The organism is Paraburkholderia sp. SECH4 (genome assembly GCF_030511745.1).
GTDB lineage: Bacteria > Pseudomonadota > Gammaproteobacteria > Burkholderiales > Burkholderiaceae > Paraburkholderia > Paraburkholderia madseniana.
The window spans coordinates 124,875-138,073 of the sequence record NZ_JALOCP010000012.1; the positions used below are offsets into that span (position 1 = coordinate 124,875).

General features: G+C 62.6%; 12 protein-coding genes, 3 tRNA genes and 1 pseudogene. 9 read left to right on the top strand and 7 right to left on the bottom strand.

Going from position 1 to position 13,199, the window contains the following annotated elements:
- Position 1: 1 nt before the first annotated feature.
- The 4 genes and pseudogenes from M0D67_RS18385 to earP form a co-directional block, all read right to left on the bottom strand.
- Positions 2-1,384 carry a sigma-54 dependent transcriptional regulator gene (locus M0D67_RS18385; protein WP_154560660.1) on the bottom strand — a complete coding sequence of 461 codons (1,383 nt, stop codon included), beginning with the start codon at positions 1,382-1,384 and terminating at the stop codon, positions 2-4.
- 102 nt (positions 1,385-1,486) lie between these two features.
- A pseudogene (locus M0D67_RS18390) lies at positions 1,487-1,663 on the bottom strand (CsbD family protein); the annotation flags it as partial.
- A 275-nt stretch (positions 1,664-1,938) separates the two neighbouring features.
- A complete protein-coding gene (gene efp / locus M0D67_RS18395) occupies positions 1,939-2,496 on the bottom strand; it encodes an elongation factor P (RefSeq protein ID WP_054036233.1) in 558 nt (185 codons plus the stop codon).
- Between the two features lie 265 nt (positions 2,497-2,761).
- On the bottom strand, positions 2,762-3,964 hold the full coding sequence (earP, locus tag M0D67_RS18400; RefSeq protein WP_266239343.1) for an elongation factor P maturation arginine rhamnosyltransferase EarP: 1,203 nt from the start codon (positions 3,962-3,964) through the stop codon (positions 2,762-2,764).
- A gap of 257 nt (positions 3,965-4,221) precedes the next feature.
- On the opposite strand from earP, the gene uvrC reads away from it, so the two are divergent.
- The 8 genes from uvrC to M0D67_RS18440 all read left to right on the top strand — a co-directional run bounded on the left by uvrC (position 4,222) and on the right by M0D67_RS18440 (position 9,946).
- Positions 4,222-6,426, top strand: coding sequence for an excinuclease ABC subunit UvrC (gene uvrC / locus M0D67_RS18405; protein WP_266239344.1), 2,205 nt, complete (start codon positions 4,222-4,224; stop codon positions 6,424-6,426).
- A 198-nt stretch (positions 6,427-6,624) separates the two neighbouring features.
- Positions 6,625-7,218 (top strand): CDP-diacylglycerol--glycerol-3-phosphate 3-phosphatidyltransferase, encoded by a 594-nt coding sequence (pgsA, locus tag M0D67_RS18410; protein WP_054036235.1) that lies wholly within the window; start codon positions 6,625-6,627, stop codon positions 7,216-7,218.
- A 215-nt stretch (positions 7,219-7,433) separates the two neighbouring features.
- Positions 7,434-7,509 (top strand) — tRNA-Gly (locus M0D67_RS18415).
- Positions 7,510-7,571: 62 nt separating this feature from the next.
- A tRNA-Gly gene (locus tag M0D67_RS18420) sits at positions 7,572-7,651 on the top strand.
- Positions 7,652-7,755: 104 nt separating this feature from the next.
- Positions 7,756-7,829, top strand: a tRNA-Cys gene (locus M0D67_RS18425).
- 188 nt (positions 7,830-8,017) lie between these two features.
- Positions 8,018-8,422, top strand: coding sequence for a hypothetical protein (locus M0D67_RS18430; RefSeq protein ID WP_171925351.1), 405 nt, complete (start codon positions 8,018-8,020; stop codon positions 8,420-8,422).
- 47 nt (positions 8,423-8,469) lie between these two features.
- Positions 8,470-9,228 (top strand): TraB/GumN family protein, encoded by a 759-nt coding sequence (locus M0D67_RS18435; protein ID WP_171925350.1) that lies wholly within the window; start codon positions 8,470-8,472, stop codon positions 9,226-9,228.
- Positions 9,229-9,451: 223 nt separating this feature from the next.
- Entirely contained in the window at positions 9,452-9,946 is a 495-nt protein-coding gene (locus M0D67_RS18440; RefSeq protein ID WP_171925349.1) for a GNAT family N-acetyltransferase, read from the top strand.
- 81 nt (positions 9,947-10,027) lie between these two features.
- Here M0D67_RS18440 and M0D67_RS18445 read toward each other — a convergent pair whose 3' ends face one another.
- The 3 genes from M0D67_RS18445 to M0D67_RS18455 are packed head-to-tail and all read right to left on the bottom strand — an operon-like array spanning position 10,028 to position 11,971.
- The gene (locus tag M0D67_RS18445; protein ID WP_171925348.1) at positions 10,028-10,912 is read right to left on the bottom strand and encodes a cytochrome c oxidase assembly protein; all 885 of its coding nucleotides are present in this window, start codon (positions 10,910-10,912) and stop codon (positions 10,028-10,030) included.
- A 9-nt stretch (positions 10,913-10,921) separates the two neighbouring features.
- A complete protein-coding gene (locus M0D67_RS18450) occupies positions 10,922-11,383 on the bottom strand; it encodes a copper chaperone PCu(A)C (protein ID WP_054036246.1) in 462 nt (153 codons plus the stop codon).
- Between the two features lie 18 nt (positions 11,384-11,401).
- A complete protein-coding gene (locus M0D67_RS18455; protein ID WP_233468704.1) occupies positions 11,402-11,971 on the bottom strand; it encodes an SCO family protein in 570 nt (189 codons plus the stop codon).
- A gap of 474 nt (positions 11,972-12,445) precedes the next feature.
- Between M0D67_RS18455 and otsB the strand changes: the two genes are divergently transcribed.
- Positions 12,446-13,195 (top strand): trehalose-phosphatase, encoded by a 750-nt coding sequence (gene otsB, locus M0D67_RS18460; protein ID WP_154565282.1) that lies wholly within the window; start codon positions 12,446-12,448, stop codon positions 13,193-13,195.
- The last annotated feature ends 4 nt before the right edge of the window (positions 13,196-13,199 follow it).

The following is a 13,199-nucleotide window of genomic DNA, read 5'->3' on the forward strand; positions in this document are numbered from 1 at the left end:
GTCAGTTCAAGCGCATCCGCTGCAGCTTGTTGTATAGCGTCTTCGGACTGATCCCCAGCAGCGATGCGGCGCGATGGCGCGTGCCGCCGACCGCGTCGAGCGTTGCGCGAATCAGCATTTCCTCGACGTCCGCGAGGGGGGTGCCGACGGTGACCTGCACGCGGCTACCGTTCAGATCGCGCCCGTTTACCGAACCCGCTTCATCGGCGCGCAACGTTTCCAGGACGTCGCCCGATGCGTGATACGCGCGGCGCACGCGATCCTGCAACTCACGCACATTACCTGGCCACTCGTACGAGAGGCACTCGCGCAGGAAGTTCGGTCCGACCTGCTTGGCCGTTTCCGAGGTGCCGCGCGCGATCGCTTCGTGATTTAACTCGTCGACGACAGCTTGCGCGATCAGCGTTGGATCGTCACCGCGCTCGCGCAACGGCGGCAGTGATATCGCGGCCGCTTCGAGACGCAGCGCGAGATCTTCGTGCAGGCTGCCGTCTGCGACCGCCGCGCGCGGGTTTTTGCGCGTCGAGGCGATCAGCCGGAAGTCGGTCGTCACCTGATTCGTGCCACCGACACGCATGAAGGTCTGCGAATCGAGTGCGCGCAGCAGCGCTTCCTGCTGGGCGCGCGGCAGTTCGGCGATTTCGTCGATGAACAGCGTGCCGCCACTGGCCTGCTCGAACAGGCCCGGCTCGCGCTGCTCGGCACCGCTGAACGCACCGCGCTCGTGGCCGAACAGCAGGCTCTCGAGCGAGCGGTGCGCCGCGACGCTGCCCGCCGTCCGGCAGTCGAATGTGATGAACGGTCCTTTGCGGCGCCGGCTCATGTCGTGCAGCGTGCGTGCGGCAATCTGCTTGCCCGTGCCGGCTTCACCGGAAATCAGCACGGCGGCTTCGGTCGGCGCGATATGTTCGATCGTGTCGTAGACATGCTGGATTGCACCGCTGCGGCCGAGTAACGAGCCGAAACGACCGAGCCGGCGCAACGATGCGCGCAACGTCTGAACTTCTTCGGTCAGCTCGTACGGACGCGGAATCCTGGCTAGCAGGCTGCGCAGACGCGGGATATTGACCGGTTTGAGCAGATAGTCCCAGATGCCGTGCCGCAGACCCTCGATCGCGCTCTCGACAGTCGCGTTGCCGGTCATCACGATCACGGGCAGGGCGCCGCCGGGTGGATGCGCGGGCAGGTGCTGCAACACGTCGAGCCCGCTGCCGTCCGGCAGATTCAGGTCGACCAGCACGACATCGGGGATGAAGCGCGTCAGTGCCGCCCGGGCCTCGGCGATGGTGGTCGCGGTGTCGACGGAGAAGCCGTCGGCGGCGAGGATGGCGGACAGGCCTGACAGGCTATTGGGATCGTCTTCAACAATCAGGGCGTGTGGCATGGCGAGCGCTATTTTTTAGATGGACGGAATACCCGATACGCCGCGCCGGTACTCTGGCGCGCGACACGGGCGCGATGGCTGGCCGGTACTGCCGGTCGAATGCCGTACCTCAAGCTCCGCCTGCTGGCGGGTCTTGGCGTAGCGTTGCTGGATCAGCCCGGTCAGTTTGTCGACGCGGCCTTCTGCCTTGGTCAGTTCGTCGTCCGTCAATTCACCCCATGCTGTTTTGGCCTTACCGACCATTTGCTTCCACTTGCCTTCAGCGATGTCGTGATTCATGTCGCATCTCCGGAGTTGAGGAAATCAAGCCTAACCAGCCTGTATCGGAGAGAAGCATGGACTGTGCCACGGCCAATTACTTAAGCTTATCAATGGTTTGTTTGACGCAAGGCAGGAAGAGAAGAGCAACGGACAGGCATTTTTGAGAAAGGGCCGGTAAAGATTTCCACAACCATACACGGCGGCGCAAAAAAGAAAAAGCGCCCAAAGCGGGCGCTTTTTTTGCCAATTATTTTTCGCCGCGCCGGACTTGCTCCAGCGCGGGCTGCAGGCGCTTAGGCGCGGCTGCGGTACTCGTGCGTACGCGTGTCGATTTCGATCTTGTCGCCGATGTTGCAGAAGAGCGGCACTTGCAGTTCAAAACCGGTGGTCAGCTTGGCGTTTTTCAGCACCTTGCCCGACGACGTATCGCCCTTGACTGCCGGTTCCGTGTAGATGATTTCACGGACCAGCGTAGTCGGCAGTTCGACCGAAATGGCTTTCTCGTTGTAGAACACGACTTCGCAAGCCATGCCGTCTTCGAGGTAATGGAGGGCGTCGCCCATCATTTCGCCTTCGACTTCGAACTGGTTGTAGTCGGCGTCCATGAACACGTACATCGGGTCAGCGAAGTACGAGTACGTGACTTCCTTGCGCTCCAGCACGACGACGTCGAACTTGTCGTCTGCCTTGTACACGCTTTCCATGCCTGCGCCGGTCAGCAGATTCTTGAACTTCATCTTCACGACGGCGGAGTTACGGCCCGACTTGTTGTATTCGGCCTTCTGCACGACCATCGCGTCGCTGCCGATCATTACGACGTTGCCGGTGCGGAGTTCCTGTGCGGTCTTCATAAAACTGTCCTGTACGAAATTAGTAGCTTCAACTTTTGCTCAACGGCATACGGCGCAAGCGGATTGGCCTGCCGGGTTTGCCTTGCGAATTGGTCTGGCCCGTGGGTCTAGCCCCTGAGTCTGCCCTCTGAGTCTGGCCCCGTTATCCGGGCGAATTTGCCAGACGAATTTGCAAGACGAGTCTGCCAGATGAATTGGTCAAACGAGTTTGCCAAACCTCGCCACGGTCGGGCCGCGCTTGCGTCGTCGGCCGTTGGATAACCGCTTATTTTAACTGACTTTTTGCGAACAAGGCCAGATTTCCGGCGAGGTCGCCTACCTGGGCCAGTTCGCCGGCCCATTCGGCCGCGCGCTGCTTCAGCGCCGCGCGGTGGCGCTGGAATTCCGCCCAGTCCGGCCGGCCCGCGCCGTTCCATGCGTGCCAGAAGCGTGCGAGGGCGTCCCGCGCGTCGGCGGGCAGGGTGCGGGCGTAGTGGGCGAGCGCGGCATCGAGCTTCGGCAGATGGGCGTCGTCGGCCTGGGGGTAGATGTGCCAGACAAAGGGTTTGGCGGCCCATTGGGCGCGCACGAACGAATCTTCGCCGCGCACGAAATTGACGTCGCTGGCCCACAGCAGCGTGTCGTAACCCGGCTGCTCGGTGAAAGCAAGCGCGTGAACGCTGAGGCCGCCGCGCTCGGCATATGAGCCGGCAGCGAACGCAGGCAGCCCGAAAAAGCGCGCGACCGCGCCCGAAATACGGCCTTCCGGCACCAGCAGTACGACCGGTGCAACGCTATCGCGCCATTGTTCGAGCAGGCTGTCGACGGCGGGGTTTTCGTAGGCGAACAGCGAGACGACCGTGGCCGTGGCCGGTGGCGGCGCATGGCCGGTGGTCTTTAGCCACCACGCTGCGCGCTCCGGTTGCGAGGCCTCGAAGGCCGCGCGTGCGGCGTCGAGAGGCCGTTCCTTCAGTACGCCGCCGGTGCCGGGACCGAGTCCCGGGAAAAAGAAGGTCTTGGTCAGCGGGTAGCGCGGATGCGGCGACGGCCGCAGATGGAAATCCGCGACCCAGTCCTCGGCGCTCAGATATTCGAGGTTGAACCAGACCGGCGCGCGCTCGCGCCGCGCCATTGCAGCGACGTAGATCGGCGGCAACTCGCAGGCGAATGCTTCGATCACGACGTCAGCCACTTCGAGCGTATCGCCCGCGTGGGCCGGCTCGTGCCAGTGCTCGACGATGATGCTACCGACTGCCTGGCGCGCGCGATCCAGCGCCAGCGACGGGCACAGTTTCTGGAACGCATGCAGATCGTCGACGAACACACGCACCTGCCAGCCGCGCTCGCTTGCCAACTGGCGCGCGAGACGCCAGCACACGCCGATGTCGCCGAAATTGTCGATCACCGCGCAGAAGATGTCGCAGGCAATCCCTGTGGGCGCGGCCGCGGATTGTTCGGAAACGGGCCTAACGGAGGAAGCGGAGGGCATGGTGGCGTGGTCGCAGAGTGGAACAGGTGGCGTGGTCGGGTTCTGCAGGGTCTTGCTGGCGGGTGCCGCAATCGGCTTCGGTCGCCGCCTTCTACCGGTGCATCACGCCATTCGATGCAGCAGGGTTCGAACGCACGCGGAATGCTCTAAACTGGCGATTCTAAAGCACTCGCCCGCGGTTCCGCGCCTCAGTGAACATTCAGCGCGCAGCGCGTGAGCAGAGGCTTCGCGACACTGTCCCAGCCAACCGATTCTGCATGACCGAACCTGAAGCAACCGACGTTTTCGAGCCGAAAAAAGTGCTCGCCCAATTGCCGCATCTGCCCGGCGTCTATCGCTATTACGATACGCAGGGCACGGTGCTTTACGTGGGCAAGGCGCGCGATCTCAAGAAGCGCGTCTCGAGCTACTTCACGAAGACCCAACTGTCGCCGCGCATCGCGATGATGGTGACGCGCATTGCGCGCATCGAGACGACCGTCACGCGCTCCGAGGCCGAAGCGCTGCTGCTCGAAAACAACCTGATCAAGGCGTTGGCGCCGCGTTACAACATCCTGTTTCGCGACGACAAGTCGTATCCCTATCTCAAGCTGACCGGTCACAAGTTTCCGCGCATGGCGTACTACCGCGGCTCGGTGGATCGCAAGAACCAGTACTTCGGGCCGTTCCCGAGTGCGTGGGCGGTGCGCGAAAGCATCCAGATCCTGCAACGCGTCTTCCAGTTGCGTACGTGTGAGGATTCCGTGTTCAACAACCGCACACGGCCGTGTCTGCTGCATCAGATCGGCCGTTGCACGGCCCCGTGCGTCGCGGCGATTAGCGAAGAAGATTACGCGCGCGATGTCGCCAACGCGTCGCGCTTTCTGCTCGGCCGCCAGGGCGAAGTGATGAAGGAGCTCGAGCAGAAAATGCACGCGTTCGCGAGCGAACTGAAGTTCGAGCAGGCCGCGGCGGTGCGCAATCAGATGAGCTCGCTGTCGACGGTGCTGCATCAGCAGGCGATCGAAGTCGGCGGCGATAGCGATGTGGATATTCTCGCGGTGGTTGCCCTCGGCGGGCGCGTGTGCGTGAATCTCGCGATGGTGCGCGGCGGACGTCATCTGGGCGACAAGGCGTATTTTCCGTCGCACGTGGAAAGCGCGTTGACGGTCGGCGAGGGCGGGCTTGAACAAGGCGGCGACGATGAACTGCTGGTCGATGTCGCGAGCGGTGCGGGTCTGGTGTCTGACGAGGCTGCAAACAGCGTGAGCGCATCGTCCGATGCAACCGACGCGCTCGCAATCGCCGGGGAGATGCCGTCCGAAGAGGATGATGACGAGGCAGATGCTGCTGTCGAGGCCGAAGATGAAGAGGGTGATGCGGTCGAGTCCGAAGTCGAGCCTTCGGCGCCACGCAAAGGCCGTGCAACCGTCGGCGGCATCGAATCTGAAGTGCTGGAGGCGTTCATCGCGCAGCACTACATCGGCAATCGCGTCCCGCCGGTGCTCGTGGTCAGCCATGCGCCGTCCACACGCGAGCTGGTCGACGTGCTGATCGAGCAGGCCGGCCATAAAGTGACGGTGCTGCGCCAGCCGCAAGGTCAACGGCGCGCATGGCTCGCGATGGCCGAGCAGAACGCGCGGCTCGCGCTCGCACGCCTGCTCTCGGAACAAGGCTCGCAGCAGGCCCGTACGCGCGCGCTCACGGACACGCTCGGCATGGAGTACGACGATCTCGCGCATCTGCGTATCGAGTGCTTCGACATCAGCCACACAATGGGCGAGGCGACGCAGGCATCGTGCGTGGTGTATCACCATCACAAGATGCAGTCGTCCGAATACCGGCGCTACAACATCACCGGCATTACGCCCGGTGACGACTACGCGGCGATGCGCCAGGTGCTGACGCGCCGCTACGAGAAGATGGTTGCGCAGGCGGCTGCGAACGCCGCGGACGAAGCCGCCGAATTGCAAAGCGACGCAGCCGCGGATCCGTCACTCGCAGCGGATGCCGCGGAACCGGCTGCGGCCGGCGGCATCCTGCCGACTATCGTGTTGATCGACGGTGGCAAGGGTCAGGTTGAAATCGCGCGCCAGGTGTTCACCGAACTGGGTCTCGATACCGGCATGCTGGTCGGTGTCGCGAAGGGCGAAGGACGCAAGGTCGGTCTCGAAACCTTGATTTTCGCGGACGGCCGCGCGGCGCTCGAACTCGGCAAGGAAAGCGCTGCGCTGATGCTGGTCGCGCAAATTCGTGACGAGGCGCACCGCTTTGCGATTACCGGTATGCGCGCGAAGCGCGGCAAGACTCGCCAGACCTCGCGGCTCGAAGAACTCGAAGGGGTGGGCGCGAAGCGGCGTCAGCGGCTGTTGGCGCGCTTCGGCGGGCTGCGCGGGGTGGTCGCGGCCAGCGTCGAGGATCTGGCGAGCGTCGAAGGAATTTCGCAGGCGCTTGCCGAGCAGATCTATCGGCAGTTGCACTGATTGCGGTACGCCACGCTGCCCGAGGAGGGGCAGCGAGCGGTCGATAGGTGGCGCAGAAGCGCTCAGCAAGCGGGTGATAAGTGTCCGGCAAGCGGTGCTCCGGCGCTGCACGTGCCAGCCCCCGCGCGCCGCTTTGCTTGTGGCAGGCCCTGTGACACGGCACAATTGCATCTCCCTTGTCAGACGCTGCGCCTGCCCATGCCGTTTAATTTCCCGATTTTCCTGACTTGGCTGCGGATCGTCCTGATTCCGCTCGTCGTCGGCGTGTTCTATTTGCCTGACATGATGATGAGCCCGGCACACCGCAATCTGGCCGCCGCGACGATTTTCATTCTGGCGGCGCTCACCGACTGGTTCGACGGCTTTCTGGCCCGTAAATGGAATCAGACCTCGGCGTTCGGCGCGTTTCTCGATCCGGTCGCCGACAAGCTGATGGTGACGGCTGCGCTGCTGGTGCTCGTGCAACTGGCACGGATCGATTCGGCGATCGCGCTGGTGATCGTTGGGCGCGAGATCGCCATCTCGGCACTGCGTGAGTGGATGGCGCAGATCGGCGCATCGAAGAGTGTCGCGGTGAATTCGCTCGGCAAGTTCAAGACGGTGTGCCAGATGGTCGCGATTCCGATGCTGCTGTTCTACGGGCCGTTGCCGTTCGGTGGCGGGGTGTCTGTCGATACGCGCGTGTGGGGCCTGTGGCTGATCTATCTGGCCGCGTTCCTGACGATCTGGTCGATGCTCTACTACATGAAACTCGCGTGGCCGCAGATCCGCGAGCGGAGTGGCGTCGCCTGATTGGAAAACGTTCGGGGCGCGACGCCCGAGCGGCTGAAGCGTGTCCGAACGTCGGGCAAGCATGAGTGAAATCTTTTCCGTTAAAGACATTCGCAAAAGGGGTTGACACGTTTCAGTCGTTTCTCCATAATCTCGTTTCTCCGATGCACGCAGTTTGAAGCGCGGTAGCAGTAAGAGAGCAGTTGCAGTAATAAGGCAGTAGTTAGCAGCACATTGCGGGAGTAGCTCAGTTGGTAGAGCGCAACCTTGCCAAGGTTGAGGTCGCGAGTTCGAGCCTCGTCTCCCGCTCCAAATTTTGAAGCAACGCGTTGTTTGGCGAAGTAAAAGTGCAAGGCGTTGTGAAGTAGGGCAATGCGGGAGTAGCTCAGTTGGTAGAGCGCAACCTTGCCAAGGTTGAGGTCGCGAGTTCGTTCGAGCCTCGTCTCCCGCTCCATACATAAGGGGAAGCAACGCTTCCCTTTTTGTTTGGTGGGTCAGTCCTTACGGTTACCCACCAGACAAATCTGAGAATCTGCAGCTAGGTTCCAGTCCGCTTGCGGCGCGATAGCAAAGCGGTTATGCAGCGGCCTGCAAAGCCGTTTAGGCCGGTTCGACTCCGGCTCGCGCCTCCAGTAGTTGATGTAAAGAAAAGCCCCGACTTGTCGGGGCTTTTCTTTTATCCGGCGTCGTGCACCTCGTACTTCGTGTCTCTCCTTTTAGCCTTGGTACTCAGGTCGCCGCTTACGATACGCCGCTGCGTCCATGTCCATCTGCGCGCAACGCTATAGTTCGCAGACTCCAACGCTCCCTCATCGACATCATGCGCATCCAGGATATCGAACGCCGCTCCTTCTATTTGCGCCTGATCTACGCGCTATGTCTGTGCGGCGCCACCTGGGCGCATCTGCAAGTGGCTTTGGTCCATGGGCTCTGGTGGGACTACGGCGGCGCGGCGCCGCTGACACAAATCTACTGGACGTCACTGCTCTTTATCGACCCGCTCACGGTTCTGTTATTACTGTTGAGTCCGAGAGCAGGGCTGATCCTCTGTGTCGCTGTCGTCGTGACAGACGTGGTGCACAATTCATGGTTCGCGCTGCATCATCCGATCCGCATGGACCTGTACGTTTCGCAGATCGCTTTCCTGCTGTTCGTCGCGTTCACGGTGCGGACCGCGTGGCGAGGGGCCGCGAGCCGGGCCGCCGCGCTGCGCGCCGCTGATTGAATTGCCCGATTGCCGCTTTGCGCAATTGCCCGTCTACACGAGGCTGCATGTACCTACAACTCACCGGCACCAACGTCCGTCTGCTCGGCTCGATGCATCTGTTTCCGGCGACGAGTCGCAGAACGCCGCCGTGGATCGCCGAAGCGTATGACTGGGCCGAATCGCTGGTCTTCGAATCCGATCCGCCGACGATCCTGCCGTTTCTGAAGGCTCCCCCGCAGGGCGGTGCCGATCAACTGCGGCCTTTGCTATCCGCCGATGCCTGGAATCGGCTGCAAGCTGTGTGGCCCGTCGAGGGCCCGTTGGCGCCGCTCGTCGAGCTACGTCCGTGGGCCGCGTTGATCGTCGCGCCGACGCTGTTTCAGCAGGTCGTCGAAGGTGTCGAGCCGCGCATGCTGCGCTCGGCGCTCACGCAAGCCAAACCGTACCAGTATCTCGAGACCGCGCAGGAGGTGGCGGCGTCGCTCGAATCGATTTCGCTTGAAGCAGTTGGCACCGCACTCGGCATGCTGATGGCCGATCTCGACGAACCGCAGCGCACGCTCGAGCGGATGCACACCGCGTGGCTGCATGGCGATCTGGAAGCCGTGCAACAGATCGCTGTCGAGTCGCCGATGTTCAATCTGCCCGGCATCCGCCACGCCATTCTCGATGCGCGCAATCGCGCGTGGGCGGCGCGTGTGACGGCGCTGCTCCGGCGGCCGGAGCGGACTTTGGTGGTGGTGGGCGCGCTGCATTTGTGCGGACCCGGTAACCTGATCGACTGTCTCGCACAGCCCGTCGAGCCGGTTTTTGCAAGCGCGTAGCAGGATTGCGGCTGGCGGCCGCATCAACGCGATTGACCGTGAAGCGTCCTGAATGCGTGGCGTAACGGGGGTGCGGTCGGGCGCATGGCGGCTGAACGCAGCATGCGTGTGGGTCGCCACCGAACTCGCCAATATCGGCGCGGCATAGCCTAAGATCGCCACGCGCGGCATAATTTCGCATTGCCGCCGCCCCTGCCGGCGCACCTCTTTTTGAAGCCATTCCATGACCGAACCGCAGCAAACCGCCAGCACACGACTGGCGCAACTCGAATGGCGCTGGAAAGCGTTCGAAGACCTCACGGCCGCCGAAGTCTACGCGATGCTGGCCGCGCGCAGCGCGGTGTTCGTGATCGAGCAGAACTGCTTGTATGGCGATATCGACGGGCTCGATTCAGATGCCTGGCACCTGTTTGCCTTTGGCCCCGGTGAAAAGAAGCCGCAGCTCGCGGGCTATTTGCGCGTGCTGTTGGCGGACGCCGACGACACCGATATCCGCATCGGCCGCGTACTGACCACGGCGGAATTCCGCGGCATCGGCGTCGGCAACGCGATGCTCGAACGCTCGCTCGCGCATATCCGGGTGCAGTGGCCGGGTACGCCGATCCGTTTGCATGCGCAGGCGCATCTGCAAGGTTTCTACGGGGCGTTCGGCTTTACGCCGGTGTCGGAGATTCACGAAGAGGACGGCATCCCGCACGTGTGGATGCGTTCGGCTTAAAGAACCGGGTCGCAATCGGACTCGGTGCGCATGCGCCGACCGGCTTCAAACGCCGCGACGACTTCATTCGATTCGAAATGCTCAGCGCTGGCTGCTCGCAGGCACCGACGCGGGCTGCGTCAAGCCTTGCGTCGCCTTAACGTGCCGCTCGCCGCGCAGACGTCCGCGTGCCGACAGCCGCATCCAGTGACGCAACGCCAACAGCGCGCCGATCACGCTCATCATCGAGCCCGGAATCCACAGCAACAGCCCGCCGATTTGCTGATCGCGCATCGGGCTCAGCCACGTGAAGGCGCGGCCGCAGATCGAGTAGATCGGATAGAGCTCGCGCGGCGTAAAGAAGATAAATGCGCCGAGCATGATCTGCGGCGGAATCGCAGCAATCACCACCAGTACGCGCTTGCCGGGCGACAAACGCGCCGGCGGCGCAGGACGCGGATCGAGCACGAGCCACCAGAACAGCAGCCCGTCGATCACCATGCTCCAGTTCATCACGCGATAGAGCCGCCAGTCGAGCATCGCCACGAAATGAATTGGCGACATCAGCCAGAAGTAGATCAACCCGACGAACAACGTGACGGCGACTACCGGATGCATCACCACGTCGAGCAACTTGCGTACTACGGGAGTCTCCAGCGCCGGCCGCACGAAGCGCTGCCGCCAACTGAACGGAATGCCCGCGCGCAACGCGGCGCCCGGATAGGAGAGGGCGATAAAGAACGGCCCGAGGTGATGCAACACCAGATGCTGCGCGCGATGCATGAAGAACTCATGCTCGAAGAAATAATCGAGCCGCGTATGCAGCGCGATATACAACGCGACCAACCCAAACCAGAAGGAAATGCGCCGGCGAATCGACACTTTCGCTTTGTCCGCACCACGCACGAAAAGAATCGCCGGCACCAGCAAGGCGATGACGACGGTCGGCGAAAACTCCCAGGGGTCGAGCCAGTAGAGCAGGTTCATCGCGGGACGTTACTTGGTCTGGGCGGGCGACTTGACGGCGAACGGCGTATCGAGCGTTTCGCCGTCGGAGAACTTCAGCGTCAGATGCACGGTGTCGCCCGGTGCGACCTTGTGCTTCGCGTCTTCGAGCATCACGTGATAGCCGCCCGGCGCAATCGCTACCTGGCCGTGCGCGGGCACCGTCAGCTTGTCGACCATCACCATCTTTTGCGTTGAGCCGTTCGATACGGTTTGATGCAGCATCGCGTCGCCGTAGTCGTTGCTGGAAATATCGACGAGGTCGACCGGCTTGTCACTCGCGTTCACCAGCGTCACGTAGCCGGCGGCGGGGAGGTTGTTCGGCAGCCAGCGCACCCACGCGTCCTTGACGCTGATCGCGTTCGCACCGGCGGCATGCGCGGCCGAAGCGAAACCGAATGAGAGGGCGAGCGTGCAGCTCAGTGCGGCGAACGTTTTGATCTTGATCGACATGGGTGAACTCGGGAAAGGTCAGGAACGGTCATCGATGATGCGGCGCAGGTCTTGTGCGATCGCATCGGGCGTATCGTGATCGGTGGCGAGCAGGCGCGCGTGGCCTTGCGGGTCGAACACGTAGACGGCCGAGCTATGGGTGACTTCGTAGTTGCCGTTGGGGTCGCGTTTTTCCATCTGATAGGCGACCCGGTAACGCTTGGCTAGCGACTCGATCTGCCAGTCGGTGCCGGTCAGGCCCTCGGCGTGCTGCGAGTCGAAAGCGCCGACGTAATCATGCAGCGCTTTGGGCGTGTCGCGTGCCGGATCGACGGTGATGAACAGGATGCGCACTTTTTGCGCGTCCGGGCCGAGTTTGCCGAGCACCTGCATCAGGCGACCCATCGTTTCTGGGCAGACGTCCGGACAATGCGTATAACCAAAGTAGACGAGCGAGGTGCGGCCTTTGAACGAATCACCGGTTACGGTGCGGCCGTCGTCGCCAGTTAGGGTGAAATCGAGATCCGGCAAGTGGCCGGTCACGTTGGTCAACTGGAACGGTTCGGCGCGATGTGTGCAGCCGGCTAGCGCAGCGAGTGCGCCTACCATCGCGGTCAACGCGACCAGGCGCCCGGGCCACGGCCGGCGTGGCGTTAAGCGATTCGACTGTTGGTGGCGGGACGAGAGGATGGGGAACAAAGCAGGGTTCAATGACTCGATTGAAGAGCGGCGCCTGACGCTGCCCGTAAACGGACTCGGTTGGTTCGTGCCAGGCGCGCGGCCCGTCATGGTGTGCAAATAGGGTTGTCGCTGCAATGGTCTGTGTGGCAGCGACTGTATCGCAAAATCTCCGAAGACGTCGCGCAGCGCCCGCGGGCGCGCGGTTTGCGAGGCAATTTGACGCAGGCGGCTGAAAGCTCGCTGAAGCCCGATTGTTCTCTTTTTGAACGCAATCGTGAGCAGCGCCGGCTGCGCTACCCGGCCAGGCTTGTGTCCCGGCTTACTTTCTCGAAAAATTGACGGATGCGCGGTAAGATGCGCACACTTTTCCGGCCGCAGAAGGCTGAAAGGCAAAATTAACCGATGCAAGCACTTCCGGCTGTTCTGTCTCCTGGTGAGACGGCATTTTTCTTCGACTTCGATGGCACGCTCGTCGAACTCGCGCCCACGCCGGACGGCGTGCTGGTGCAACCGCGCGTGATCGTGTTGCTGAGCGAGTTGCGCAGTCTCACGAATGGCGCGGTCGCGATCGTGTCGGGCCGCGGTATCGACAGCATCGACGGTTTTCTCGGCATGCCCGATCTGCCGATTGCCGGTCTGCATGGCGCCGAGCGGCGCGACGCGAACGGCGACACACAGCGCATCGGTTTTCACGACGAACGCCTGTTGCGCATGGAGCAGGTGCTCGCGCAGGTCGTCAACGAACATCCCGGCATGCTGCTCGAGATCAAAGGCGCGGCGCTCGCGCTGCACTACCGCAACGCTCCCGACCGCGAACCGGTGGCGCGCGAGGCGACCGAGCGGCTGGTGGCCGATTATCCCGGCTCGTATGTGCTGCAGCCGGGCAAGATGGTCTACGAAATCAAGCCGAAGGACGTCGACAAGGGCCGCGCGATGCGCGCGTTTCTGGAAGAGCCGCCGTTCGTGGGCCGCACGCCGGTGTTTGCCGGCGACGATCTGACCGACGAGAAAGGCTTTGCTGTCGTCAACGAGCGCGGCGGCCTGTCGATCAAGGTGGGTGCGGGAGACACGATGGCGCATACGCGCATCGAATCGGTCACGGCGTTGCTCGACTGGCTGGAATCGATTGTCGCGGCCGCGCGCGGAGCGTGATCTT

Excerpts from the sequence above, each read along its gene's own strand:
- M0D67_RS18385 (WP_154560660.1), bottom strand. The coding sequence starts at position 1,384 with ATGCCACACGCCCTGATTGTTGAAGACGATCCCAATAGCCTGTCAGGC.
- efp (WP_054036233.1), bottom strand. The coding sequence starts at position 2,496 with ATGAAGACCGCACAGGAACTCCGCACCGGCAACGTCGTAATGATCGGC.
- earP (WP_266239343.1), bottom strand. The coding sequence starts at position 3,964 with ATGCCCTCCGCTTCCTCCGTTAGGCCCGTTTCCGAACAATCCGCGGCC.
- uvrC (WP_266239344.1), top strand. The coding sequence starts at position 4,222 with ATGACCGAACCTGAAGCAACCGACGTTTTCGAGCCGAAAAAAGTGCTC.
- pgsA (WP_054036235.1), top strand. The coding sequence starts at position 6,625 with ATGCCGTTTAATTTCCCGATTTTCCTGACTTGGCTGCGGATCGTCCTG.
- M0D67_RS18430 (WP_171925351.1), top strand. The coding sequence starts at position 8,018 with ATGCGCATCCAGGATATCGAACGCCGCTCCTTCTATTTGCGCCTGATC.
- M0D67_RS18435 (WP_171925350.1), top strand. The coding sequence starts at position 8,470 with ATGTACCTACAACTCACCGGCACCAACGTCCGTCTGCTCGGCTCGATG.
- M0D67_RS18440 (WP_171925349.1), top strand. The coding sequence starts at position 9,452 with ATGACCGAACCGCAGCAAACCGCCAGCACACGACTGGCGCAACTCGAA.
- M0D67_RS18445 (WP_171925348.1), bottom strand. The coding sequence starts at position 10,912 with ATGAACCTGCTCTACTGGCTCGACCCCTGGGAGTTTTCGCCGACCGTC.
- M0D67_RS18450 (WP_054036246.1), bottom strand. The coding sequence starts at position 11,383 with ATGTCGATCAAGATCAAAACGTTCGCCGCACTGAGCTGCACGCTCGCC.
- M0D67_RS18455 (WP_233468704.1), bottom strand. The coding sequence starts at position 11,971 with ATGGTAGGCGCACTCGCTGCGCTAGCCGGCTGCACACATCGCGCCGAA.
- otsB (WP_154565282.1), top strand. The coding sequence starts at position 12,446 with ATGCAAGCACTTCCGGCTGTTCTGTCTCCTGGTGAGACGGCATTTTTC.